This is a genomic window from Jannaschia sp. GRR-S6-38, assembly GCF_029853695.1.
Lineage (GTDB): Bacteria > Pseudomonadota > Alphaproteobacteria > Rhodobacterales > Rhodobacteraceae > Jannaschia > Jannaschia ovalis.
Genome location: NZ_CP122537.1, coordinates 1,030,964 through 1,053,493 on the forward strand (window position 1 = coordinate 1,030,964; position 22,530 = coordinate 1,053,493).

22 protein-coding genes and 1 pseudogene are annotated in these 22,530 nt (G+C 71.4%); 19 read left to right on the plus strand and 4 right to left on the minus strand.

The window, feature by feature from the left end; all coding sequences use genetic code 11:
• Nucleotides 1–44: 44 nt before the first annotated feature.
• The 6 genes from P8627_RS05285 (at nucleotide 45) to P8627_RS05310 (ending at nucleotide 5,862) form a co-directional block, all read left to right on the plus strand.
• Complete coding sequence (locus P8627_RS05285; RefSeq protein ID WP_279966610.1) at nucleotides 45–1,715, plus strand: acyl-CoA dehydrogenase; 1,671 nt, start codon at nucleotides 45–47, stop codon at nucleotides 1,713–1,715.
• A gap of 75 nt (nucleotides 1,716–1,790) precedes the next feature.
• Complete coding sequence (locus P8627_RS05290) at nucleotides 1,791–2,843, plus strand: MBL fold metallo-hydrolase (RefSeq protein WP_279966611.1); 1,053 nt, start codon at nucleotides 1,791–1,793, stop codon at nucleotides 2,841–2,843.
• Between the two features lie 43 nt (nucleotides 2,844–2,886).
• Nucleotides 2,887–3,426 (plus strand): DUF6173 family protein, encoded by a 540-nt coding sequence (locus P8627_RS05295; RefSeq protein WP_279966612.1) that lies wholly within the window; start codon nucleotides 2,887–2,889, stop codon nucleotides 3,424–3,426.
• A gap of 58 nt (nucleotides 3,427–3,484) precedes the next feature.
• A complete protein-coding gene (locus P8627_RS05300; protein ID WP_279966613.1) occupies nucleotides 3,485–3,622 on the plus strand; it encodes an aa3-type cytochrome c oxidase subunit IV in 138 nt (45 codons plus the stop codon).
• A gap of 4 nt (nucleotides 3,623–3,626) precedes the next feature.
• Nucleotides 3,627–4,283, plus strand: a complete 657-nt coding sequence (locus P8627_RS05305) for a hypothetical protein (RefSeq protein ID WP_279966614.1) — start codon at nucleotides 3,627–3,629, stop codon at nucleotides 4,281–4,283.
• Nucleotides 4,284–4,404: 121 nt separating this feature from the next.
• The gene (locus tag P8627_RS05310; protein ID WP_279966615.1) at nucleotides 4,405–5,862 is read left to right on the plus strand and encodes a hypothetical protein; all 1,458 of its coding nucleotides are present in this window, start codon (nucleotides 4,405–4,407) and stop codon (nucleotides 5,860–5,862) included.
• 80 nt (nucleotides 5,863–5,942) lie between these two features.
• Here the strand turns inward: P8627_RS05310 and rpsU are convergent, their stop codons facing one another.
• Nucleotides 5,943–6,149 carry a 30S ribosomal protein S21 gene (gene rpsU, locus P8627_RS05315; protein WP_279966616.1) on the minus strand — a complete coding sequence of 69 codons (207 nt, stop codon included), beginning with the start codon at nucleotides 6,147–6,149 and terminating at the stop codon, nucleotides 5,943–5,945.
• A 110-nt stretch (nucleotides 6,150–6,259) separates the two neighbouring features.
• Here rpsU and P8627_RS05320 point away from each other — a divergent pair, with 110 nt between their 5' ends.
• Nucleotides 6,260–6,955, plus strand: a complete 696-nt coding sequence (locus tag P8627_RS05320; RefSeq protein WP_279966617.1) for a COQ9 family protein — start codon at nucleotides 6,260–6,262, stop codon at nucleotides 6,953–6,955.
• Between the two features lie 69 nt (nucleotides 6,956–7,024).
• Entirely contained in the window at nucleotides 7,025–8,011 is a 987-nt protein-coding gene (locus P8627_RS05325; protein WP_279966618.1) for an NAD(P)H-quinone oxidoreductase, read from the plus strand.
• Nucleotides 8,012–8,044: 33 nt separating this feature from the next.
• Here the strand turns inward: P8627_RS05325 and glpK are convergent.
• Nucleotides 8,045–9,521: pseudogene (gene glpK / locus P8627_RS05330) on the minus strand (glycerol kinase GlpK).
• A 314-nt stretch (nucleotides 9,522–9,835) separates the two neighbouring features.
• Here glpK and P8627_RS05335 point away from each other — a divergent pair.
• Nucleotides 9,836–10,174: a hypothetical protein gene (locus tag P8627_RS05335; protein WP_279966619.1), complete on the plus strand. Its 339-nt coding sequence runs from the start codon at nucleotides 9,836–9,838 to the stop codon at nucleotides 10,172–10,174.
• Between the two features lie 157 nt (nucleotides 10,175–10,331).
• On the opposite strand, the gene P8627_RS05340 is transcribed toward P8627_RS05335, so the two are convergent.
• Nucleotides 10,332–11,024 (minus strand): arylesterase, encoded by a 693-nt coding sequence (locus tag P8627_RS05340; RefSeq protein WP_407932970.1) that lies wholly within the window; start codon nucleotides 11,022–11,024, stop codon nucleotides 10,332–10,334.
• On the opposite strand from P8627_RS05340, the gene P8627_RS05345 reads away from it, so the two are divergent.
• The 6 genes from P8627_RS05345 to P8627_RS05370 all read left to right on the plus strand — a co-directional run bounded on the left by P8627_RS05345 (nucleotide 11,023) and on the right by P8627_RS05370 (nucleotide 19,562).
• Nucleotides 11,023–11,712 (plus strand): ABC transporter ATP-binding protein, encoded by a 690-nt coding sequence (locus P8627_RS05345; RefSeq protein ID WP_279966621.1) that lies wholly within the window; start codon nucleotides 11,023–11,025, stop codon nucleotides 11,710–11,712. The genes P8627_RS05340 and P8627_RS05345 overlap by 2 nt on opposite strands.
• The gene (locus P8627_RS05350; protein ID WP_407932971.1) at nucleotides 11,709–14,282 is read left to right on the plus strand and encodes an ABC transporter permease; all 2,574 of its coding nucleotides are present in this window, start codon (nucleotides 11,709–11,711) and stop codon (nucleotides 14,280–14,282) included. Before P8627_RS05345 ends, P8627_RS05350 begins: the two co-directional genes overlap by 4 nt.
• Nucleotides 14,283–14,682: 400 nt before the next feature.
• On the plus strand, nucleotides 14,683–15,621 hold the full coding sequence (locus P8627_RS05355; protein WP_279966622.1) for an ABC transporter permease: 939 nt from the start codon (nucleotides 14,683–14,685) through the stop codon (nucleotides 15,619–15,621).
• A complete protein-coding gene (locus tag P8627_RS05360; protein ID WP_279966623.1) occupies nucleotides 15,618–16,433 on the plus strand; it encodes an ABC transporter permease in 816 nt (271 codons plus the stop codon). The genes P8627_RS05355 and P8627_RS05360 overlap by 4 nt, the downstream gene beginning before the upstream one ends.
• Nucleotides 16,434–16,470: 37 nt before the next feature.
• A complete protein-coding gene (locus P8627_RS05365; protein ID WP_279966624.1) occupies nucleotides 16,471–18,018 on the plus strand; it encodes an ABC transporter ATP-binding protein in 1,548 nt (515 codons plus the stop codon).
• Nucleotides 18,019–18,119: 101 nt separating this feature from the next.
• Nucleotides 18,120–19,562: an aldehyde dehydrogenase family protein gene (locus tag P8627_RS05370; RefSeq protein ID WP_279966625.1), complete on the plus strand. Its 1,443-nt coding sequence runs from the start codon at nucleotides 18,120–18,122 to the stop codon at nucleotides 19,560–19,562.
• A gap of 40 nt (nucleotides 19,563–19,602) precedes the next feature.
• On the opposite strand, the gene P8627_RS05375 is transcribed toward P8627_RS05370, so the two are convergent.
• Nucleotides 19,603–19,974: a nuclear transport factor 2 family protein gene (locus P8627_RS05375; RefSeq protein ID WP_279966626.1), complete on the minus strand. Its 372-nt coding sequence runs from the start codon at nucleotides 19,972–19,974 to the stop codon at nucleotides 19,603–19,605.
• A 106-nt stretch (nucleotides 19,975–20,080) separates the two neighbouring features.
• Between P8627_RS05375 and P8627_RS05380 the strand changes: the two genes are divergently transcribed.
• The 4 genes from P8627_RS05380 to P8627_RS05395 are packed head-to-tail and all read left to right on the plus strand — an operon-like array spanning nucleotide 20,081 to nucleotide 22,480.
• Nucleotides 20,081–20,821 carry an SDR family oxidoreductase gene (locus tag P8627_RS05380; protein WP_279966627.1) on the plus strand — a complete coding sequence of 247 codons (741 nt, stop codon included), beginning with the start codon at nucleotides 20,081–20,083 and terminating at the stop codon, nucleotides 20,819–20,821.
• An 11-nt stretch (nucleotides 20,822–20,832) separates the two neighbouring features.
• Nucleotides 20,833–21,180, plus strand: coding sequence for a cupin domain-containing protein (locus P8627_RS05385; protein ID WP_279966628.1), 348 nt, complete (start codon nucleotides 20,833–20,835; stop codon nucleotides 21,178–21,180).
• On the plus strand, nucleotides 21,177–21,500 hold the full coding sequence (locus P8627_RS05390) for a hypothetical protein (RefSeq protein ID WP_279966629.1): 324 nt from the start codon (nucleotides 21,177–21,179) through the stop codon (nucleotides 21,498–21,500). The genes P8627_RS05385 and P8627_RS05390 overlap by 4 nt, the downstream gene beginning before the upstream one ends.
• Nucleotides 21,497–22,480, plus strand: coding sequence for a P1 family peptidase (locus tag P8627_RS05395; protein ID WP_279966630.1), 984 nt, complete (start codon nucleotides 21,497–21,499; stop codon nucleotides 22,478–22,480). The genes P8627_RS05390 and P8627_RS05395 overlap by 4 nt, the downstream gene beginning before the upstream one ends.
• Nucleotides 22,481–22,530 lie beyond the last annotated feature (50 nt).

The window sequence follows — 22,530 nt, forward strand, 5'->3', positions numbered from 1 at the left end:
AGCGGGCCTATAGCGGCCCGAGATCCTGATTGGGAGGTCCTCCGATGCCCTACCGCGCCCCCGTTTCCGAATTGCGCTTCGTCCTCGACCATGTGGTCGGCTTCGACCGCGTCGCCGCGACCGAAACCTTCGCCGAGGCCACGCCCGAGACCGTCGACGCCATCCTCACCGAGGCCGGCCGCATGTGCGAGGAGGTGCTCGCGCCCCTCAACCGCCAGGGCGACCTGCATCCCGCACGCCTGGAGAACGGCGTCGTGCGCACCTCGCCCGGGTTCGGCGACGGCTTCCGCGCCATCGCTGAAGGCGGCTGGCTCGGCATGTCGGCCGATCCCGAATATGGCGGCATGGGCCTGCCCATCGCGCTGACCATGGCGGTCAACGAGATGATGGGCTCGGCCTGCCTGTCGCTGCAGCTCAACCCGCTGATGACGCAGGGCCAGATCGAGGCGCTGGAGGCGCATGCCTCCGACGAGATCCGCGAGCTCTACATCCCCAAGCTCGTCTCGGGCGAATGGTGCGGCACGATGAACCTGACCGAGCCGCAGGCGGGCTCCGACGTGGGTGCGCTGAAATCGAAGGCCGTGCCCAATGGCGACGGCAGCTACGCGGTGACGGGTCAGAAGATCTACATCTCCTGGGGCGACAACGACTTTTCCGAGAATGTCTGCCACCTCGTGCTGGCGCGGCTGCCCGACGGGGTCGAGGGCACGAAGGGCATCAGCCTCTTCATGGTGCCGAAGCGGATTCCGAACGAAGACGGCAGCCTGGGGCGGGCCAACGACCTGAAGGTCGTCTCGCTGGAGCACAAGCTGGGCCTGCACGGTTCGCCCACCGCGGTGATGCAATATGACGGCGCGACCGGCTGGCTGATCGGCGAGCCGCACAAGGGCATGGCCGCGATGTTCACCATGATGAACAATGCTCGCCTCGGCGTCGGCGTGCAGGGCCTGTCGGTGGCCGAGGCGGCGATGCAGCACGCCATCGGCTACGCGCTCGACCGCAAGCAGGGCCGGACGCCCAAGGGCGACGGCTCGATCCTCGACCATGCCGACGTGCGGCGCATGGTGCTGTCGATGAAGGCCGATACCTTCGCGGTGCGGGCGCTGGCGATGGATTGCGCGGTCGCGCTCGACATGGCCAAGGCCACCGGCGATGCGGGCTGGCGCGCGCGGGGCGCGTTCCTGACGCCGATCGCCAAGGCTTTCGGCACCGATATCGGCATCCGCGTGGCCGGCGAGGGCATCCAGGTCCATGGCGGCATGGGCTTCGTCGAGGAGACGGGCGCCGCGCAATACCTGCGCGATGTGCGCGTCACCGCGATCTACGAGGGCACCAACGGCATCCAGGCGATGGACCTCGTGGGCCGCAAGCTGATGGATGGCGGCGCCGCGGCCTTCGCGCTGCTCGACGAGCTGGCCGAAATCGACCACGCGGGACTGAAGGCCGCGGTGGCCGATCTGCGCATGCTGACCGAATGGATGCTGGAGCAGGACATGCAGGACCGCTTCGCCGGCGCGGTGGCCTATCTGAACGCCTTCGCCCGCGTGCTGGGCGCGGCCTATCACCTGCGCGCGGCCGGGGCCGATCCCGACCGGGCAGGCCTCGCGCGCTTCGCCGGCGGCCGGATGCTGCCCGAGGCGCTGGCCGAGATGGCCAAGGCGCGGACCGGCGCGGAAGAGCTCTACGCGGTGTCGACCGAGACCATCGCGGCCTGACGGCCGCGACCGGGCGGGGGGCTCCGCCCCTCTCGTCCCCCGAGGTATTTCCGGCCAGAGGAAGGATCGCCCCCCGTGAAGGATGTCGAGATCCCCGACGGCTATGCCGGGCTGGACTTCCCCTGGGAAGCGCCGCCGCCCGAGGGCGAAGCGATCGAGGTGGCCGAGGGCGTGCTCTGGGCGCGCCTGCCGCTGCCGATGGCACTGGATCACGTCAATATCTACTTCCTGCGCGAGCCGGGCGGCTGGACGATGGTCGATACCGGCTTCGACACGAGGCGGACGCGGGCCATCGTCGGGGCGCTGGAAGCCGGGCCGCTGGGCGGCTTGCCCATCCAGCGCGTGCTGGTCACGCATCACCACCCCGACCATATCGGCCTCGCCGGCTTGCTGCAGGCGCGCGGGGCCGAGCTTCTGGCCACGCGCACCGCCTGGCTGATGGCGCGGATGCTGGTGCTGGACGAACAGCCCCTGCCGACGTCCGAGACGCTGGATTACTGCCGCCGCTGGGGGATGGACCCGGAGGTCCTGGCCCGCCGCGCGGCCGAGCGGCCCTTCAACTTCGCCGATGTCGTGGCGCCGCTGCCCGTGGGCTTCACCCGGATCGCGGAGGACGAAACGCTGGAGCTGGGCGGCCGCTGCTGGCGCGTGGCGCGCGGCGACGGGCACGCGCCGGAACACGCGGTCCTCTTCGAGACGGAGGGCGACCTGGTGCTGGGGGGCGACCAGCTCCTGCCCGGCATCTCGCCCAATCTCGGGCTCTACCCGACCGAGGCGAATGGCGATCCGGTGGGCGACTGGCTGGCGGCCTGCGCGCGCCTGGCGCCGCTGGCGCGCGCCGATCAGCTGGTGCTGCCGGGCCACAAGACGCCCTATCGCGGCCTGCCGACCCGGCTGGCCTCGCTCCGCGACAACCACGTCACCGCGCTCAACCGGCTGGAGGACCACCTCGCCACGCCGCGCACCGGGGGCGAATGCTTCGCGCCGCTCTTCAAGCGCCGGGTGGATGACGGGATGTACGGGCTGGCCTTCTTCGAGGCCATCGCCCACCTGCGCCACCTGCATCTGCAGGGCCGCGCCATCCGCGAGACGCGCGCCGACGGGGTCTGGACCTTCCGCGCGGCCTGAGCCGCGGCTTGACCCCCGCTGCGGGCGCGTCATGCTGGCGGCGATGCAGGACACCGACATCGCCACCTCCGCCGAGGCCATGGAGGCGCACGCCCTGCCGCGCTGCGTCGAGACCCATGCCGACGGCACCGACCACGCGCCCGCCCTGCCCGCGGGCGTCGCGCGCGGGGCCGGCGCGCGCAGCCCAGCGGAATGGGGCTACCAGCGGGTGATCCTCTACCTGAAGGCCTTCGAGGAATCGCTCGACGACGATCACGAGGCGGCGATGGGCTTCACCGGCGGCGCGGCGGGCATCCTGCGCATCCAGGGCATCGGCTTCTCCGCCCCCGACATGCTGACCTTCAGCGGCGTCGACGACGAGGGCGACCGCTGCCAGCTGATCCAGCATGTGAGCCAGCTCAACGTGCTGCTGCGCGCCGTGCGCAAGCCGCCCGACCGCCCCGAGCCGCTGCGCATCGGCTTCCGCCTCGCGCGCGCTTTGGAAACCGAAACCGATCCCGACGATCCGGCCGACGGGGAGCCTGCGCAACAGGACGCGCCGGTCGATCCCGCCGAAGCCCCGGATCGCGCAACAGGCGCGTGACACCGCCCGCGCGACCCGCTAGAGGGGCGTCGAGACGAAGCACGACCGGAGCGACCCGATGGCCGACGACCACAAGCGCGGAGAGATGGACATCACCGAGCAGGAGAAGACCTTCGCGGGCTTCATGACCTTCACCAAGTGGACGGTCATCGCGATCATCGTTCTTCTCATCCTGCTGGCGATCTTCCGGGCCTGATCCCTTGCTGAGGGCCGCCCTGCTTGCGCTGACGCTGCCGCTGCTGGCCGCCTGCGGCGCCGACGACATCTACGCCCCGATGGAGGAGGTCTCGCGCCACGCCTATGTCGCGCCGGGACCCGCCAAGCTGACGCTGCTGACGGCGATCAACAACCGCTCCGGCGCGGGCGGTCATTCGGCGCTGATGGTCTCGGGCTCGCAGCGGGTGATCTTCGATCCCGCCGGCACCTGGTGGCATCCGAACGCGCCCGAGCGCGGCGACGTGCTCTACGGCATCGATCCGACGATGCTGGAATTCTACCTCGATTACCACGCGCGCCCCACCTACCACATGGTGATCCAGGAGATCCCGGTGGACGCCGCCACCGCCGAGCGCGCGCTACAGATGGTCCAGAGCCACGGGCCCGCGGGCAAGGCCACCTGCGGCCAGAGCGTGTCGGGGATCCTGCGCGAGCTGGGCTTCTCCACCGTCGGGCGCAGCTGGTATCCGGACCGGATCATGAAGGACTTCGCCACCGTCCCCGGGGTGATCCAGCACAAGCTCTTCGACGACACGGTCGATCCGCACTCGCCCGAGCGGCGCGCGGTCGAGTTCGACGCCGACGGCAACGTCATCCAGCCGGGCGCGACACGGATCACCGATACCGGATTCGAGCGCTAGTGCGGCCACCATGCGGCGTCAGCAGGCTGCCGATCCAGATCTTTGAGGGCAGCGCATCGACAGACGTCGACGAAGTTGCCAGCGGGATGGTTTGATGGCGCCAATGATATGGCGGGTCGGATTGCCGGCTTTCCTGCTTGTCGCGGGGCTCATCGGCGTCTGGCTGCACGATCCGAATGCCATCTGCCGCGAGACGCCTTCGGCAGCCTGTCTGTCGGATCGAGCTGTCGAGGTGGTGGACCGTGATCGTGCCTTTGCTCTAATCGGCGATCTCTACGCCCTTGATCGGCCCGAGATGCGCCTGCGTCGGAAGTTCGGCCCGGCCATCGATACCGAGTGGCGGTCCAAATTGATTGCACAGGGCTCTATCGCCTACGATCTTCGGCAGGGCCGGACCCTCGACGAGGCGATTGCCGCGGTCCGCAATTTCGAGCCGAGTTTTCTTTACATTCCGGGACTTGAAGTGGCTGGCCTGTCGGTTTGGCTCGCCAACCACCCCGCGCCGCCCGCGCGCCATCCGCGCGCAGAAAGCCTGCTGCGCGACATGGCCGGGCGCATCCTGGACGGGCGCAGGGCTTCGCCGCAGACCGATCGCGAGAAACGCATCTTCGATGGCGATACGCAAAATGCGGCCCATCTGTTGTTTCTGGCAGGCGATCTGACCGAGGCTCATACGGTCTTGGAACAGTCCCACGAAGTTCCGAAGCTTCTGCCCCACCGTCCCTGGCTTCGCGCCGTCTATGCCGAACACCCCGAGATCATTCGGGCCGTATTGGTCGACGCCTTCGAGGCGGAAATAAAGGCCGTCGGTATCCCCGATATCACGAGCATGGTCCTGCTGGTCCGGCGGGCGGTCGAAGCTGGCTTCGGGGATCTTGCCGGTGATCTTGTTCTTCGGACACGCGAGGCAGGAGAGGCTAACCCGGGTGTCTTCCCCGTCCGAACCTTGCTGGAGATCGCACGGGCTCTTCATGCCGCCGGGCGGCCACGATCCGAGGTGGTCGATATGCTGGACAAGGCGGCGGCCAAGCTCGCGAAGCTCGACGACCGGGTGATCGGCGTGTCAATGCATGTCGGCCCGATACGTGGAACCGACTTCGCAAAGGATTGGCGGGACGAACTGACGGGACTGCGCGCGACGTCCGACGACGTGGAAGGGACGCTCGCGCTTCTCGACATGACACAGACGCCCTTCGAAACCTGGGAAGCCATTCTATCCGCAGACCTGCCGCCGGATGAATTGCGCTCGTGGATGGGCCGCGCCTCGAACCGGTTGGCGGCTGCGACATTGGCTCGCCTCAAGGCGAACTTGGCGGAGCGCCTGAGCCGCAGCCTGCAGATGCGATCCCAGAGCGTCTGGATCGAAGAGCTGGTCGCCGATGCCTACAATCAGCCCCTGCCCGAGCTCACGCCGGAGGCGCGATGGGCCCGTGCCTGGGCTTCCGCGCAAGCTCTGCTCCGGCTCGATCCGGACAACGTCCCGCCCTGGCTCTTTCAAGATCTCGCCGAGGCGGCGCTCGACCTCGACAGGAGCTACGAGTTGATCCGGGCGGCACATCTACTGCATTCGGCCCGCTGACCCCCCGAAACGAAGAACCCCCCGGCGCCGCGCGGGGCACCGGGGGGTTCGATCTGGCGGCTTTCGCCGAACGGGTGCTCTCAGAGCATCCCTTCGCGCTGGGCCTTCTTCCGAGCGAGCTTGCGGGCACGCCGGATCGCTTCGGCCTTCTGCCGCGCCTTCTTCTCGGAGGGCTTCTCGAAATGCTGCTTGAGCTTCATCTCGCGAAACACGCCCTCGCGCTGCAGCTTCTTTTTCAGGGCCCGGAGGGCCTGATCGACATTGTTGTCGCGAACGCTGACCTGCATGTGGTTGTCACCACCTTTCTAGGTTCAAGTTGTCCGATCAATCGGTGCAGGAAGTGGCGATATAGGCGGGCCCGCCTATCTTGTCCAGCAACCGCAACCCGGAGGCCGCCATGACCCCCCTGAAGGACAGGATCCTCGACGCCGCCCTGATGCACGTCCCCTTCGACGGCTGGTCGTCCGAGACGTTCCGCGCCGCGATCCGCGATGCGGGCGTCACCCCCGCGCAGGGCCGCGCGGCCTTTCCGCGCGGCGCGGTGGACCTCGCGCTGGCCTTCCACGCGCGCGGCGACGACCGGATGATCGCGGCGCTGAACGCGGCCGACACAGACGAGATGCGCTACCGCGACCGGGTGGCCCATGCCGTCCGCACCCGGATCGAGATCGCCGACGAGAACCGCGAGGCCGTGCGTCGCGGCATGACGCTCTTCGCGCTCCCGATCCATGCCGCCGACGGGCTGAAGGCGATGTGGGGGACCGTCGACGCGATCTGGGACGCGCTGGGCGACACCAGCACCGACGTGAACTGGTACACCAAGCGCGCCACGCTCTCGGGCGTCTACTCGGCCACCGTGCTCTACTGGCTGGGCGACCAGTCCGAGGGCTACCGCGAAACCTGGGACTTCCTCGACCGCCGCATCGACGACGTCATGCAGATCGAGAAGGTGAAGGGGCGCGCGCGCCAGTCGCCGGTGATCTCGCGGCTGATGGAGGGACCGAACCGGCTGCTCTCGCGCATCCGGGCGCCCGCGAAGATGCCGCGCGGCGACCTGCCGGGCTACTGGGCCGAGCCGCCGCGCGGCGAGTGAGCCCCGCGCCGCTTGGATCGCCCCGCCCGCGCCGCTAAGACGGGTCGACCCGAGCCACGGAGCCGCCCCATGCCCCTTCCCCAGACGATGCGCGCCGTCGAGATCGCCCAGCCCGGCGGGCCCGAGGTGCTGCGCGCGGTCGAGCGGCCGGTGCCGCAGCCCGGCGCGGGCCAGATCCTGATCGCCGTCGACCATGCCGGGGTGAACCGTCCGGACGCTTTGCAGCGCGCGGGCGCCTACGACCCGCCCAAGGGGGCCTCGGACCTGCCCGGCCTTGAATGCGCGGGCACCGTCGCCGCGACCGCCCCGGGCGTCACCCGCTGGAGCGTCGGCGACCATGTCTGCGCGCTCCTGCCCGGCGGCGGCTATGCCGAATACGTCACGACGCCCGCCGATCACGCGCTGCGCATCCCCGAGGGGCTGTCGATGGCGCAGGCGGCCGCCCTGCCCGAGACCCATTTCACCGTCTGGACCAACGTCTTCGACCGGGGCCGGCTGCGCGGCGGCGAGCGCTTCCTCGTCCATGGCGGCTCGTCGGGCATCGGGACCACCGCGATCCAGCTCGCCCGGGCCCGCGGCGCGCGGGTCTTCGCGACCGCCGGGTCGGCGGAAAAGGTCGCGACCTGCGCGGAACTCGGGGCCGAGGCGATCAACTATCGCGAGGCGGATTTCGTCGAGGTGGTGAAGGCCGCGGGCGGCGCGGACCTGATCCTCGACATGGTGGGCGGCGACTATCTGCCCCGCAACATCCGCGCGCTGGCCGATGACGGACGGCTGGTCCAGATCGCCTTCCTGCAGGGCCCGAAGGTCGAACTGAACTTCGCGCAGGTCATGGTGCGGCGGCTGACGATCACCGGCTCGACCCTGCGGCCGCAAAGCGACCTCGCCAAGGCGCGCATCGCCGAGGCCCTGCGCGCCGAGGTCTGGCCGCTGCTCGACGCCGGGACCATCGCGCCCGTCATGGACGAGGTCTTCGCGCTGGAGGACGCGGCCAAGGCCCATGCCCGGATGGAAGCGGGCGACCATATCGGGAAGATCGTCCTGAAGGTCCGCTAGGCGGCGATCTTTCGTCCGAAAGATCGTGCCCGGCTACCGCGTCAGCGTCCGCCGCACCGCGTCCTGCCAACCGCCATAGCGCGTCTCGCGCTGCGCCGCGTCCATCTGCGGCTCGAAGCGGCGGTCCAGCGCCCAGCTGCGGCTGAACTCCTCAATCCCCGGGCAGGCAGACCCCGGCCTTCATCCCCGCCAGCCAGGCCGCGCCCAGCGCCGTGGTTTCCAGCACCTCGGGGCGGTCCACCGGCGCGCCGATGATGTCCGACAGGAACTGCATCGCCCAGTCCGACGCGCTCATGCCGCCATCGACGCGCAGCACCGTCTCGCCAAGCCCGCCCATGTCGGCCGACATCGCCTCCAGCAGGTCGCGCGTCTGGTAGCCCACCGATTCCAGCGCCGCGCGGGCGAATTCCGCCGGGCCCGACCCGCGGGTCAGCCCGAAGATCGCGCCGCGCGCGTCCGGGTCCCAATGCGGCGCGCCCAGCCCGGTGAAGGCCGGAACGAGGTAGAGGCGCTGCTGCGGGTCGGCCTTCTCGGCCAGCGGCTGCGTGTCCGAGGCCTTGCCGATGATCCCCAGCCCGTCGCGCAGCCATTGCACCACCGCGCCCGCGATGAAGATCGACCCCTCCAGCGCGTAGGTGGCCTTGCCGTCGAGCTGATAGGCCACCGTGGTCAGGAGCCGGTGGCTCGAGGCCACGGGCGTGTCCCCGGTGTTGAGCAGCGCGAAGCAGCCCGTGCCGTAGGTCGATTTCATCATGCCCTCGCCGAAGCAGGCCTGCCCGATCGTCGCCGCCTGCTGATCGCCCGCCACGCCCAGCACAGGGATCGCCGGCCCCAGGATGTCGGTCGTGCCGTAATCGGCGGCGCAGTCCCGGATCTCGGGCAGCATGGTCATCGGGATGTCCAGGAGGCCGCAGACATGGTCGTCCCAGCGCCGCTCGTGGATGTTGTAGAGCATCGTGCGGCAGGCATTGGTGGCATCGGTCGCATGGGTCGCCCCGCCGGTCAGCTTCCAGATCAGGAAGCTGTCGATCGTGCCGAACAGCGCGCGCCCCGCCTCGGCCCGGGCGCGCAGCCCGTCCACGTTCTCCAGAAGCCAGCGCAGCTTGGTGCCCGAAAAATACGGATCCATCAGCAGGCCCGTGCGCCGCGTCACCTCGGCCTCGTGCTCCGCCATCTCGCGGCAGAAGGCGGCGGTGCGCCGGTCCTGCCAGACGATCGCGCGATGCGCAGGCGCGCCGGTCTCGGCATCCCAGACGGCGGTGGTCTCGCGCTGGTTGGTGATGCCGATCGCCGCGATGTCGGAGGCGGCGATGCCCGCCTTCTCGACGACGGCGCGACAGGTCTCGACCACGCTCGTCCAGATCTCGTCGAGATCGTGCTCGACCCAACCGCTATCGGGGAAGTGCTGGCCGAATTCCCGCTGGGCGGTGGCCACGATCTTCAGCGTCGCGTCGAACAGGATCGCGCGGCTGGAGGTCGTCCCCTGGTCGATGGCGAGGATATGGGTCATGGCGGCCTCCCTTTTCGTATCGGCGCCGCAGGTGTCGCCCGAGCGGCCGGCGGGGGGCAAGGGGGCGATTCCGTTTCAGATCGGGCGGCTTTCGTCACGCGCCCGTGCGCGGCGCGGGCCCGTCCGTGAGGTCGGTGCAGGAAGGCATCCGGATATGTGCGCACACGAGCCGACATCTCGCAATTCTCACGCCGCTGTGCATTGCGAGCGAGCGCCGCGACCGCCAGATTGATCCCCAGACGCCGGGCGCAGTGCCACGGCGAAACCAAACCCGGATCCAACGCCCCGGGGCCATTCTTGAAAGGACCATTGCCATGAAAACGCTCATCGCCACTGCCCTGATCGCCACCGCCGGCCTCGCCGCCCCCGCCGCCGCGCAGGTCGCGCCGGGCGCCGCCGCCGCCCTCGCCCATTTCAACCAGTCCCGCGAAGTCGGCGATCGGACGGTGCTGCCCGCCGCGGATAACGACTACGTCACCGTCTCGACCCGCTCGGCCCGCTACGCGGCGATCTACGATCACTTCAACCGCAGCGCCGAGAACCGCGGCGACCTGATCGGCCAGGGCGCGAACCTGACCGTGGCCTCGGGCAGCCCGGCCTACGGCGCCGATATCCTCGCCCGCATCGCGGCGGAGCGTCAGGAAGACCAGTAAATCAGACCCGTCCCGGGCGCGCGCCTGTCTCTCCCATCTGCCCCCCAAGGCGCGCGTCCCGGCCTCTCGGCCCCGTCCGGAATTGTCCCGGCGGGGCCGCTTTTCGTTCACGATCAAGCTATGCGGCCCTTGTGCGCTCCCCGCGACCGGGCGCCCGTCACTCCGCCGCGACGCGCGCCACAAGCTCGGCCACCCGCGGCCCCAGCGTCTCGACGATGACCTTCACGCCCTCGCGGTTGGGGTGGATGCCGTCGCCCTGCATGTAGCGGCCCCGGGCGGTGCGCGCATCCAGCTCGGCCGTCAGCGGGCCGAGGAAGCTCTCCTCCAGAAGCGCGTCGTATTTGGCCGCGAGTTCGGGATACATCGCGTCGAAGGCCTGCTGGAAGGCGGGGCCGTAATTGGCGGGCGCGGGCAGCCCCACGAGGAGCACCGGCCGCTCGCCCGCCCCTTCCAGGATCGCGGCCAGGTTCGCGCGGCTGGTGGCCGGATCGATGCCGCGCAGAAGGTCGTTGCCGCCCAGCGCGACCATCAGCGCGTCCACCTCGGGCGTCAGCGTCCAGTCCAGCCGGGCCAGCCCGCCCGCCGTCGTGTCGCCCGACACACCGGCGTTCAGCACCTCGGCATCGACGCCGTTGGCGTCCAGCCAGGCCTGCAGTTGCGGCACGAAGCCCTGCCCGTCGGGCAGGCCGTAGCCCGCGGTCAGGCTGTCGCCCAGCGCCGCCACCGTCACCGTCTCGGCCCCGGCCGGCCCGGCCGCCAGCGCGGCGACGAGCCCCACCTGAACCGCCTTGTTCACCCGCGCCCAAGCCCCATATCCAAAGCCACGCATCCACCCCACGAGGTTCCCCATGGTCCTGTCTTTGCGCGACGTCTCGCTGTCGCTGCCCGGTAATGCGGGCATCGTCGACATCCTGCACGACATCACGCTGGACGTGGGCGCGAAGGACAGCGTGGGGCTGGTGGGTCCGTCGGGTTCGGGCAAATCGTCTCTCCTGATGCTCATGGGCGGGCTCGAACGCGCCTCCTCCGGGCAGGTTGAGGCGCTGGGCCATGACCTGACGGCGATGGACGAGGACGCGCTGGCCCGCTTCCGCAGGCAGCATATGGGGGTGGTTTTCCAGTCCTTCCACCTGATCCCGACGATGACGGCGCTGGAAAACGTCGCCACGCCGCTGGAACTGGCCGGGGTGGCCGACGCCTTCGACCGCGCCGCCGAGGAGCTCGAGGCCGTCGGGCTCGGCCATCGCACCGGCCATTACCCGTCGCAGATGTCCGGCGGCGAGCAGCAGCGCGTCGCGCTGGCCCGCGCCGCCGCGCCGCGGCCCGACATCCTTCTGGCGGACGAGCCGACGGGCAATCTCGACCAGTCGACCGGCGCCGCGATCATGGAGCTGCTCTTCGGGCTGCGCGACCGCCACGGCGCGACGCTGGTGCTGGTGACGCATTCCACGGATCTCGCCGCGCGCTGCGACCGCACGATCCGGCTGGTGGATGGCCGGCTCGAATCCGAGACGCGCCGCCGGGACGCCGCGGAATGAGCGCCGCCTCCGACGTGACGCCCGCGCGCGGGTCCTCCGGCGGCCGGGGATGGCTGGGACAGGCCGCCCGCATCGCCCGGCGCGAGCTGCGCGGCGGCATTCGCGGCTTTCGCATCTTCCTCGCCTGCCTCGCGCTGGGCGTCGCGGCCATCGCCGCCGTGGGCTCGGTCCGCGTCTCGATCACCGAAGGGCTCGAGCGCGAGGGCCGCAACATCCTGGGCGGCGACGCCGAGGTCGATATCGCCTTCCGCTTCGCCACACCCGAGGAACGCGCCTGGCTCGACGCGCTGGGCCAGGTGTCCGAGATCGTCGATTTCCGCTCCATGGCCGCCACGGGCGACGGGCTCGAGGCCGACCGCGCGCTCACCCAGGTGAAGGCCGTCGACGGCGCCTACCCGCTGGTGGGCGAGGTCGAGCTGGAGCCCGCGATCCCGCTCTCCGTGGCGCTGGCCGGCAACGGCGTCGTCGTCCACCCGGTGCTGGCCGACCGGCTGGGGCTGGAGATCGGCGATCCGCTGTTTCTCGGCACCGCCGAGCTGACGGTGACCGCGCGGCTCCTGCGCGAACCCGATGCCGGGGCGGACGGCTTCGGCCTCGGCCCCCGCACGCTGGTGCGCAGTGCGGCGCTGGAGGGGTCGGGCCTGCTGACCGAAGGCAGCCTCTTCGACAGCGAATACCGAATCGTCCTGCCGCCCGAGACCGACGATGCCCGGCTCGACGCGCTGGAGGCCGAGACCGAGGCCTATTTCGCCGATAGCGGCGCGCGCTGGCGCGACCGGCGCAACGCCGCCCCGCAGATCGAGCGGTTCGTCGACCGCATCGGCAGCTTCCTTGTGCTCGTGGGCCTGGCCGGGCTGGCCGTGGGCGGCGTCGGCGTCTCGGCGGCGGTCCGCGCCTATCTCGACCGCAAGACCGGCGTGATCGCGACGCTCAAGACGCTGGGCGCGGAAGGCCGCGTGATCTTCGCGGCCTACCTGATCCAGATTGCCGCGCTGGCCGCCGTGGGCATCGCACTGGGCCTCGTCCTCGGCGCGCTGATCCCGCTGGCCGCGGGTCCCTTCATCCAGGCGCAGCTGCCGGTGCCGGTGGCCCTCGGCGTGCATCCCGGCCCGCTGGCCGAGGCCGCGCTCTACGGCGCGCTGACAGCGCTGATCTTCACGCTCTGGCCGCTGGCACGAACCGAGCAGGTGCGCGCGGCCTCGCTCTTCCGCGACGGCTCGGGCCCGGTCCGGGCCTGGCCGCGCAAGCGCTACCTCGCGGCGCTGGCCGTCTCGGCGCTGCTTCTCGTCGGCATTTCGGCCTGGCTGTCGGGCATCCCGACGCTTGCGCTCTACTCGGCGGGCGGCATCGCCGTCGCGCTGGCCGTGCTGGTCGCCGCCGCCTGGGGCGTGCGCCGCCTGTCGCGCCGCCTGGCGCGGACGCGCTTCGTGCGCGGCCGCCCGGCGCTGCGGCTGGCGCTGGGCTCGGTCGGCGGGCCGGGCGGCGAGGCGACGGCCGTGGTGCTCAGCCTCGGGCTCGGCCTGACGGTGCTGGCCGCCGTGGGCCAGATCGACGCAAACATGCGCGCCGCCATCGACCGCGACCTGCCCGAGGTCGCGCCCAGCTATTTCTTCATCGACATCCAGCCCGCCCAGTTGCAGCCCTTCCTCGACCGGGTGCAGAACGACCCCGCCGTCAGCCGCGTCGACTACGCGCCAATGCTGGGCGGCGTGGTGCAGTCCATCGGCGGGCGCGACGCCTCCGAGATCGACCATTGGGTGACCCGGGGCGACCGGCGCATCAGCTTCGCCGACACGCCCGGCGAGGGCACGCGCGTCGTCGCCGGCGAATGGTGGCCCGCGGAATACGCCGGGGCGCCGCAGGTCTCGATGGCGCGCGAGGAGGCCGAGGAGATCGGCGTGTCCTTGGGCGACGAGATCACCATGAAAGTGCTGGGCCGCAGCCTGACCGCGACGGTGACCAATTTCCGCGAGGTCGATTTCTCCTCGGGCGGGATCGGCTTCGTGCTGGTCTTCAACACCGCCGCGCTGGAAGGCGCGCCGCATACCTGGCTCTCGACCGTCTATGCCGAGGAGGCCGCCGAGGCCGCGATCCTGCGCGACGTGGCGGGCGACGCGCCCAACATCACCGCCATCCGGGTGCGCGACGCCATCGGCCTCGTCACCGAGGCGCTGTCGGCCCTGGCCGCCGCGACCTCCTGGGGGGCGGGCGCGACGCTGCTCACCGGGTTCGTCGTGCTGATCGGCGCGGCCGCGGCGGGCGAGCGGGCGCGCGTTTTCGAGGCGGCGGTGCTGAAGACCGTGGGCGCCACGCGGGCCACGATCCTCGCCAGCTTCGCGCTGCGCTCGGCCCTGCTGGGTGCGGCAGCCGGGGCGGTCGCGATCCTCGGCGGCGCGATCGCGGGCTGGGGCATCATGCGCTTCGTGATGGAGGCGCCCTATGCCTTCGAGCCGGTCTCGGCCACGGCCATCGTGCTGGGCGGCGCGCTCGCCACGCTGCTGGCGGGGCTGGCCTTCGCCTGGCGCCCGCTGAGCACGCGCCCGGCAAGCGTGCTGCGCGCGCAAGACTGACCGATGGCTGCGGCTCGGTAGGCGGCGGGGGCGCTGCCCCCGCGCCTGCGGCGCCCCCGAAGTATTTCCGGCCAGAGGAAGCGGCCCTTCTGCGGGCGCTTTAACGATCCGTTCACCGCGCGGGTCCAGAACCGGTCCCGCTGCAGCAACCGGGCCGGGTCTGACACCCCGGTCCACCCGACGCGATCCGGGGGCCCCAAGGGGCGGCCGGATCGGGCCCGATCCGCCTCCGGCCCGACAAGCCGGACCCCGGTTCCGTCCCGCCCCCCGCGCGACGGCACCCCTTTCCCCCAGTGAGCCCGCCGCCCCGTGGCCCGGACGACCGGACCGCGCCGTTCGCCGTGGCGCGCCGCCTCGCGCAGCCTTCCCCCGCCCGGGCCCAGCCGCTAGCGTCGCGACCATGTTGCGCGCGCTGGGGCGGAGAGCCCTCTCCCTGATCCTCTCGCTGGCCGTGGCCAGCCTCGTCATCTTCGTGATGTTGCAGGCCGTGCCCGGCGACCCGGCGGCCTTCATGCTGGGGCTGAACGCGCAGCCCGAAACCGTCGCCGCGCTGCGCGCCGAGCTGGGCCTCGAAGGGCCGCTGCCCGCCCGCTACCTCGACTGGGTCGGGGGCATGCTGACCGGCGATTTCGGCCAGAGCTACACCTACCGCGTGCCCGTCGCCCGGCTGGTCGCCGACCGGATCGGCGTCTCGGCCCCGCTGGCGGCCTACGCGCTGGCGCTGACGGTGCTGATCGCCCTGCCGGTGGGCCTGATCGCGGCGGCGAAGCGCGGCGGGCCCGCGGATTGGGGGATCATGGGCGCGACCCAGCTCGGCATCGCGATCCCGAATTTCTGGTTCGCGATGCTGCTGGTCTTCGTCTTCGCGGTCACGCTGCGCTGGGTGGGTGCGGGTGGCTTTCCGGGCTGGGACGACCCGCTGGCGGCCCTCGGCGCGCTGACCCTGCCCGCCATCGCGCTGGCGCTGCCGCAGGCCTCGATCCTGGCGCGGGTCCTGCGCTCGGCGCTGCTCGACGTGCTGGACCAGGATTACATCCGCACCGCCCGCGCCAAGGGGCTCAGCCGCCGCGCGACGGTGATCCGCCACGCGCTGCGCAACGCGCTGATCCCGGTGCTGACGATCCTGGGGCTGCAATTCAGCTTCCTGCTGGCCGGCGCCATCATCATCGAGAACGTGTTCTTCCTGCCCGGGCTGGGCCGGCTCATCTTCCAGGGCATCACCCAGCGCGACCTGATCGTGGTGCAATCGGTGACCATGCTGCTGGTCGCCGCCGTGATCCTGGTCACCTTCCTGGTCGAGCTCGCCTACACGCTGGCCGACCCGAGGCTGCGCCGATGAGGGGCGCGCTCTGGGTCGGCGGCGCGATCACCGCCCTCTTCGCGCTGATGGCGGCGGTCAGCCTCCTCTGGGTGCCGCATGACGTCTCCGCGCTCGACATCGCGGGCCGGCTGCAGGGCCCCTCGCCCCTCCACCCGCTGGGCACCGACCATTTCGGCCGCGACGTGCTGTCGATGCTGATGGAGGGCGCGCGCACCTCCATCGCCGTCGCGCTGGTGGCGGTGGGCATCGGCATCGCGGCGGGCGTGCCCCTGGGGCTGGCGGCGGCGGCGATGCGCGGCGGGCTGGCCGACGAGCTGATCATGCGCGGCAACGACCTCGTCTTCGCCTTCCCCTCGCTGGTCATCGCCATCCTCATCACCGCCGTCTTCGGCCCCTCGGCCGTCAACGCGATCCTCGCCATCGGCATCTTCAACATCCCCGTCTTCGCCCGCGTGGCCCGCGGCGGGGCGCTGCCGATCTGGACGCTGGACTACGTCATGGCGGCGCGGGTGGCGGGCAAGGGGCGCTGGCTGATCTCGGCGCAGCACGTGCTGCCCAACATCGCGAACCTGCTGATCGTGCAGGCGACGATCCAGTTCAGCCTCGGCATCTTGGCCGAGGCCGCGCTGGCCTATGTCGGCCTCGGCGCGCAGCCCCCGGTGGCCAGCTGGGGCCGGATGCTCGCCGATGCCCAGACCATGATCTACACCGAGCCGCAGCTCGCCGTGCTGCCCGGCCTCGCCATCGTGGCGCTGGTGCTCGGGCTGAACCTGCTGGGCGACGGGCTGCGCGACCTGCTCGATCCCCGGTTGCGGCGGATGCGGATATGAGCGCGGTGCGGACGGCGCGACGGGCGCGGGGGCCGGCATGAGCGGCAGCCCCCTCATCCGGATCCGCGACCTGTCGCTCGCGATCCACGGCACGCCGATCCTGCGCGACCTGTCGCTCGACGTGGCCGAAGGCGCGGTCACCGGCCTGGTGGGCGAAAGCGGCTCGGGCAAGTCGATGACCGCGCTGGCGCTGATGGGCCTTCTGCCCCGCGGCAGCACCACCGCGGGCGAAATCGCGATGGACGGCCGCAACCTGCTGGCCGGGCGCGAGCGGGACTGGCTGAAGATCCGCGGCGACGACATCGCGATGATCTTCCAGGAGCCGATGACCGCCCTGAACCCCGTCCATACGATCGGCGCGCAAATCGCCGAGGCGCTGCGCCTGCGCGGCATGTCCCGCGGCGAGGCCGCGCGGATCGCCCGCGACCGGCTGGATCGCGTCGGGCTCGAGCGGATCCCGCTCGGGCGCTACCCGCACGAATTGTCCGGCGGCCAGCGCCAGCGCGTCTGCATCGCCATGGCCATCGCGCGCCGTCCGCGCCTGCTGATCGCCGACGAGCCGACGACCGCGCTCGACGTCACGACGCAGGCGCAGATCCTCGACCTGCTGGGCGGTCTGGTGGCCGACGAGGGAATGGGCCTTCTGCTCATCACCCACGACTTGGGCGTCGTCGCCCGCACCGCCGATCACGTCGCGGTCATGAAGCGGGGCGAAATCGTCGAGCAGGGCGCGACCGAGCCGCTGTTCCGGGCCCACGCGCATCCCTATACGACCGAGCTTTTGCGCGCCTCGCGCCCGGCCGCGCGCACGGCCCGCGAGGTCGCCGCGGCCCCGGTGCTGGAGGCCGAGGGCGTCATCCGCGCCTATGGCGGCCACCGCGCCGTGGACGACGTGTCGCTGCGCCTCAACCGCGGCGAAAGCCTCGGCCTGGTGGGCGAGTCCGGCTGCGGGAAATCCACCCTGACCCGCGCGCTTCTCGGGCTCGAGCCGGTGCAGGGCGGCACGATCCGCCTGCACGGCCAGCCGGGTGGCACGGCCATGAGCTTCGCCGACCGCGCGCGCATCAGCGTCGTCTTCCAGGATCCCTATGGCAGCTTCGATCCCCGCTGGCCGGTCCGCCGCCTCGTGACCGAGCCCTTCCACCTGACCGGCCGCCCCAGGGACGCCGCCACGCGCGCCGCCGAGGCGCTGGAGCAGGTCGGGCTCGGCGCCGCCGATCTGGAGAAATACCCGCATGAGTTCTCGGGCGGCCAGCGGCAGCGCATCGCCATCGCCCGCGCGCTCATCACCCGGCCGGACGTGCTGGTGCTGGACGAGGCGGTCTCGGCGCTCGATGTCCGCGTCCGCGCGCAGGTTCTGGCGCTTCTCGACGACCTGCAGGCGCGGCTGGGCCTCGCCTATCTGTTTATCAGCCACGACCTGACCGTGGTGCGCGCGATCTGCGACCGCGTGCTGGTCATGCAGGCCGGCCGCATCGTCGAGGACGGGCCCATCGACCGCGTCTTCCACGCGCCGCGCTCGGATTATACGCGCAGCCTGATCGCGGCCGCGCCGACCATCCCCGAAGGCTGGCTCGCCGCCTGACCGCACGGCCCCGGCCGGACCGCCCACCCCCCGGCGAAACGGGCTGGCCCCCCGCCCCGCCGCGTGCCACCAATTCCGCGGCCGGCAGGGAGGGCAGCGCCATGGATATCTGGTTCGACACCGAAGAGATGCTGATCGGGGGCCGCTGGATCCGCGGGGCCGAGACGCTGGCGGTCGAGAACCCCTCGACCGGCGAGACCATGGCCGCCATCGCCCGCGGCCAATCGCGCGAGATCGACGATGCCGTCGCCGCCGCCCATGACGCGCTAGCCGGCGAATGGGGCCGGATGCCCGCCGTCGAACGCGGCCGCATCCTGACCCGCATCGGCCGGCTCGTCGCCGAACGCGTCGACGACCTCGCCCGGATCGAGGCGATGGACGTGGGCAAACCACTCGGCCAGGCGCGGGCCGACGCGCTGGCGCTGGCGCGCTACTGCGAATTCTACGGCGGCGCGGCCGACAAGGTGCACGGGCAGACCATCCCCTATCTCGACGGCTACACCGTCTACACACTGCGCCAGCCGCATGGCGTCACCGGCCACATCGTGCCCTGGAATTACCCGATGCAGATCATCGGCCGCTCGGTCGGGGCGGCGCTGGCGATGGGCAATGCCTGCGTGTTGAAACCCGCCGAGGAGGCGTGCCTCACTGCGCTGGCCTTCGCGCGGCTGGCCGAGGATGCGGGGCTGCCGCCCGGCGCGCTCAACGTCGTGCCGGGCCTGGGCGAGGAGGCGGGCGCCGCGCTGTCGGCCCATCCGGGCATCCATCATATCAGCTTCACCGGCTCGGTCGCGACGGGCGCCAAGGTCCAGCAGGCGGCGGGCGCGAACGTGATCCCGGTCACGCTGGAACTCGGTGGCAAGTCGCCCCAGCTCGTCTTCGAGGATGCCGATCTCGACGCCGCGCTGCCCTTCCTCGTGGGCGCGGGCGTCCAGAACGCCGGCCAGACCTGCTCCGCCGCCTCGCGCATCCTCGTGCATGCGTCGCGCCACGACGAGGTGGTCGCGCAGATGACCGCCCGCTACCGGGCGCTGCGCGTGGGCGACGCGCTCGACGACCTCGAGGTCGGGCCGCTGATCTCGGCCCGCCAGAAGGAGATCGTCGAAGGCTTCCTCGGGCGCGCCGACGGGCTGGAGATCGCCGCCACGGGCCAGCTTGAGGCCGCCGCCGCCGCGTCGGGCGGCCATTTCGTCGCCCCGCACCTGCTGACCGGCGCGACCGGCGACCACCCGCTGGCACAGGCCGAGATCTTCGGCCCCGTGCAGGTCGTCATCCCCTTCGAGACCGAGGCCGAGGCGCTGCGCATTGCCAACGGCACCGATTACGGCCTCGTCGCCGGGGTCTGGACGCGCGACGGCGCCAGACAGATGCGCATGGCCCGCGATTTGCGCGCGGGTCAGGTCTTTCTCAACAATTACGGCGCGGGCGGCGGGGTCGAGCTGCCCTTCGGCGGCGTCGGCAAGTCCGGCCACGGCCGCGAAAAGGGGTTCGAGGCGCTCTACGGCTTCAGCCAACTCAAGACCGTCGCCGCGCGGCACGGCTGACGCGCAGGGCGGCGGTGGCCGGCTAGCGCCCCGCGCGCCCTCAGCCCGTCGGGTAGAAGAATTCTTCGCGCACGATCTTGCCGTCGGCCACGTGGTAGACGCCGACCTCCTTCATGTCGTCGACATCGCCGCTCTCGCGGTTCTTCGTCTTGACCTCGAAGATGACGGCGAAGCGGTCGTCGCCATGCGGCATCGGGTCGGAGACGTCGTTCTTCAGCACCTCGAAATTGCTCTCCCACCACTGGTGCTTGCCCCGGATGCCCTCGAGGCCCCGCGTCTCGCGCCCCTGCTCGCCCATATCCACCGCCTCGACGCTGACCGCGTCGGGCGCATAGAGCTTCTCCAGGTTCGCCGTCTCGCGCCCCTCGCGGCAGCCCGCGACCAATTCGCGGGCGATCTCTCGCATGTCCATATCCCATCCTCCTGCAAAACCTCACCATAACACGGATGCGCCTCCGCCGCCTCTGGCCAGACGCCCCCGCGCGTGGCATCGACGGATCCGAGGGAGGGCTCGGGCCATGAGACTGGACGGGAAATGCGCGATCGTCACCGGGGGCGCGTCGGGCTTCGGCAAGGGCATCGTCGAGAAATTCGCGGCCGAGGGCGCGCGCGTCATCGTCGCCGACCGCGATGCCGAGGGGGCGGAGCGGGTCGCGAAATCGGTGCTGGGGCTGGCCGTGGCCATGGACGTGTCGAAGGGCGACGACTGGGCGGCGCTGGCCCATCAGGCCCGCGACGAATGGGGCCGCGTCGACATCCTCGTGAACAATGCGGGCATCACCCACCTGCCTCAGCCGATGGAGGCCGTGGAGGAAGCCGAGTTCGACCGCGTCCTCGCCGTCAACGCCAAGTCGGTCTATCTCTCGGCCTGCCATATCGTGCCGATGATGAAGGCCCGGGCCGCGGGTGCGATCCTGAACGTGGCCTCGACGGCGGGCGTGTCGCCCCGGCCCCGGCTCAACTGGTACAACGCCTCGAAGGGCTGGATGATCACCGCCACCAAGGCGATGGCGGTCGAGCTGGCGCCCGACGGCATCCGCGTCAACGCGCTGAACCCGGTCGCGGGCGACACCCCGCTCCTGGCCAGCTTCATGGGCGAGGACACGCCCGAGATGCGCGCCAAGTTCCTCGCCACCATCCCGCTGGGCCGCTTCTCGACGCCCGAGGACATGGGCAACGCGGCCTGTTTCCTCTGCTCCGACGAAGCATCGATGATCACCGGCGTCGCGATGGAAGTCGATGGCGGGCGCTGCATCTGAGAGGGGGCAAGATGAAGGTCGATCTGAACGCCGCTTTGGCGGATGTCACGGCCCATTGGCGCCCGCTGCGCGTCGCCGGCTACAATGGCAATGACGTGATGGTGGTGAAGGTGAAGGGCGCGTTTCCCTTTCACCTGCACGAGGATAGCGACGATTTCTTCCTGGTTCTGAAGGGCGAGATCCTGATGGATATCGAGGACGGCCCGACCGAGACGCTGCGCGCCGGTGATCTCTTCGTGGTGCCCGCGGGCGTCACCCACCGGCCCCGCGCGCCCGAGGAGGCCGAAATCCTGCTGATCGAGCCCGCCGGGCTGGTGGCCACGAACGAGCCCCAGCGGCGCGAGATCGGCGCGCGGTGAAGCTCGAGGCGCAGATCCACGTCCTGGCCGGGGCATTCGCCTCGCAGCAGCTGGCCTATGCGCATCTGCTCGACGAGGCGCAGGCCCGTGGGCTGTCGCCCGATTTCGACCATGTCGAGGTGCTGACCGGCGACCCGGGCCGCAGGCTGGCCCACTACTTCGCCGCGCCCCTGGCCGCCGAGCTCGCCCGCGCCGCGCGCGGCGACACGCTGGTGCTGGTCCTGCCCGGCGCGCTGATCACCGGCGCCTTCGCGGAGAGCGCGCTTCTGCGCGATCTCGGCCGGCATCCGGGCACCGTCACGCGGGCCCCGCTGGCATGAGGCCCGGGCCCCGCAACCTGATCACCGACGTGGCCGGCCTGCGCGTGGGCAACGCCCATGACGCGGGCCTGCGGTCGGGCGCGACGGTCTTGGTGGGGGACGCGCCCTTCACCGCCGGGGTCCATGTGATGGGCGGCGCGCCCGGCACGCGCGAGACGGATCTGCTGGCGCCCGACAAGCTGGTGCAGGAGGTCGACGCGCTCGTGCTCTCGGGCGGCTCGGCCTTCGGGCTCGACGCGGCCTCGGGCGTGGCCGAAGGGCTGCGGGCGATGGGCCGCGGCTTCGCCGTGGGCGATGTCCGCGTCCCGATCGTGCCCGGCGCGATCCTGTTCGACCTGCTCAACGGCGGCGACAAGGGCTGGGCGGCCAATCCCTACGGCCCGCTCGGCCGCGCGGCCTTGGACGCCGCGGACGCGGATTTCGAACTGGGCAGCCAGGGCGCGGGCTTCGGCGCGACCACGATGGACCTGCGCGGCGGGCTGGGCAGCGCCTCGGCCGTGCTCGAAAGCGGGGTGACCGTCGGCGCGCTGGTCGCGGTGAACGCGCTGGGCCGGGTCTGCGACGATGCGGGGCGCTTCCACGCCGCGCCGTGGGAGCTGGCGGATGAATTCGGCGCCCGGGGCGCGCCCGATTTCGCCCCGGATTGGGAGCCCTATGGCGACCGCCCGCCCGGCAGCGCCACGACCATCGCCATCATCGCCACCGACGCCGCGCTGACGCAGGCGCAGGCCACGCGGCTCGCCGTGGCCGCGCATGACGGCATGGCCCGCGCGATCCAGCCCAGCCACACGCCGCTCGACGGCGACCTGGTCTTCGCCGCCGCGACCGGCGCGCGGCCGCTCGCCGACCCGGTCTGGGACGCGCTGCGGCTGGGCCATGCCGCCGCCGCCTGCCTCGCCCGCGCCATCGCGCGCGGCGTCCATGCCGCGGCGCCCGGCGGCCCGCCGCCCGCCTGGGCCGAGCGCTTCGGCAGCGGCTGAGCCGGGCCCGCCCCGGAACGGGCGCGCAGCCCGCGGCGTTCTCGTCTATA

Coding starts and splice junctions, on each gene's coding strand:
- P8627_RS05370 (WP_279966625.1), top strand. CDS start 18,120: ATGGATATCTGGTTCGACACCGAAGAGATGCTGATCGGGGGCCGCTGG.
- P8627_RS05365 (WP_279966624.1), top strand. CDS start 16,471: ATGAGCGGCAGCCCCCTCATCCGGATCCGCGACCTGTCGCTCGCGATC.
- P8627_RS05300 (WP_279966613.1), top strand. CDS start 3,485: ATGGCCGACGACCACAAGCGCGGAGAGATGGACATCACCGAGCAGGAG.
- P8627_RS05285 (WP_279966610.1), top strand. CDS start 45: ATGCCCTACCGCGCCCCCGTTTCCGAATTGCGCTTCGTCCTCGACCAT.
- P8627_RS05385 (WP_279966628.1), top strand. CDS start 20,833: ATGAAGGTCGATCTGAACGCCGCTTTGGCGGATGTCACGGCCCATTGG.
- P8627_RS05355 (WP_279966622.1), top strand. CDS start 14,683: ATGTTGCGCGCGCTGGGGCGGAGAGCCCTCTCCCTGATCCTCTCGCTG.
- P8627_RS05325 (WP_279966618.1), top strand. CDS start 7,025: ATGCCCCTTCCCCAGACGATGCGCGCCGTCGAGATCGCCCAGCCCGGC.
- P8627_RS05395 (WP_279966630.1), top strand. CDS start 21,497: ATGAGGCCCGGGCCCCGCAACCTGATCACCGACGTGGCCGGCCTGCGC.
- P8627_RS05380 (WP_279966627.1), top strand. CDS start 20,081: ATGAGACTGGACGGGAAATGCGCGATCGTCACCGGGGGCGCGTCGGGC.
- rpsU (WP_279966616.1), bottom strand. CDS start 6,149: ATGCAGGTCAGCGTTCGCGACAACAATGTCGATCAGGCCCTCCGGGCC.
- P8627_RS05345 (WP_279966621.1), top strand. CDS start 11,023: ATGGTCCTGTCTTTGCGCGACGTCTCGCTGTCGCTGCCCGGTAATGCG.
- P8627_RS05335 (WP_279966619.1), top strand. CDS start 9,836: ATGAAAACGCTCATCGCCACTGCCCTGATCGCCACCGCCGGCCTCGCC.
- P8627_RS05320 (WP_279966617.1), top strand. CDS start 6,260: ATGACCCCCCTGAAGGACAGGATCCTCGACGCCGCCCTGATGCACGTC.
- P8627_RS05350 (WP_407932971.1), top strand. CDS start 11,709: ATGAGCGCCGCCTCCGACGTGACGCCCGCGCGCGGGTCCTCCGGCGGC.
- P8627_RS05360 (WP_279966623.1), top strand. CDS start 15,618: ATGAGGGGCGCGCTCTGGGTCGGCGGCGCGATCACCGCCCTCTTCGCG.
- P8627_RS05295 (WP_279966612.1), top strand. CDS start 2,887: ATGCAGGACACCGACATCGCCACCTCCGCCGAGGCCATGGAGGCGCAC.
- P8627_RS05375 (WP_279966626.1), bottom strand. CDS start 19,974: ATGGACATGCGAGAGATCGCCCGCGAATTGGTCGCGGGCTGCCGCGAG.
- P8627_RS05340 (WP_407932970.1), bottom strand. CDS start 11,024: ATGGGGAACCTCGTGGGGTGGATGCGTGGCTTTGGATATGGGGCTTGG.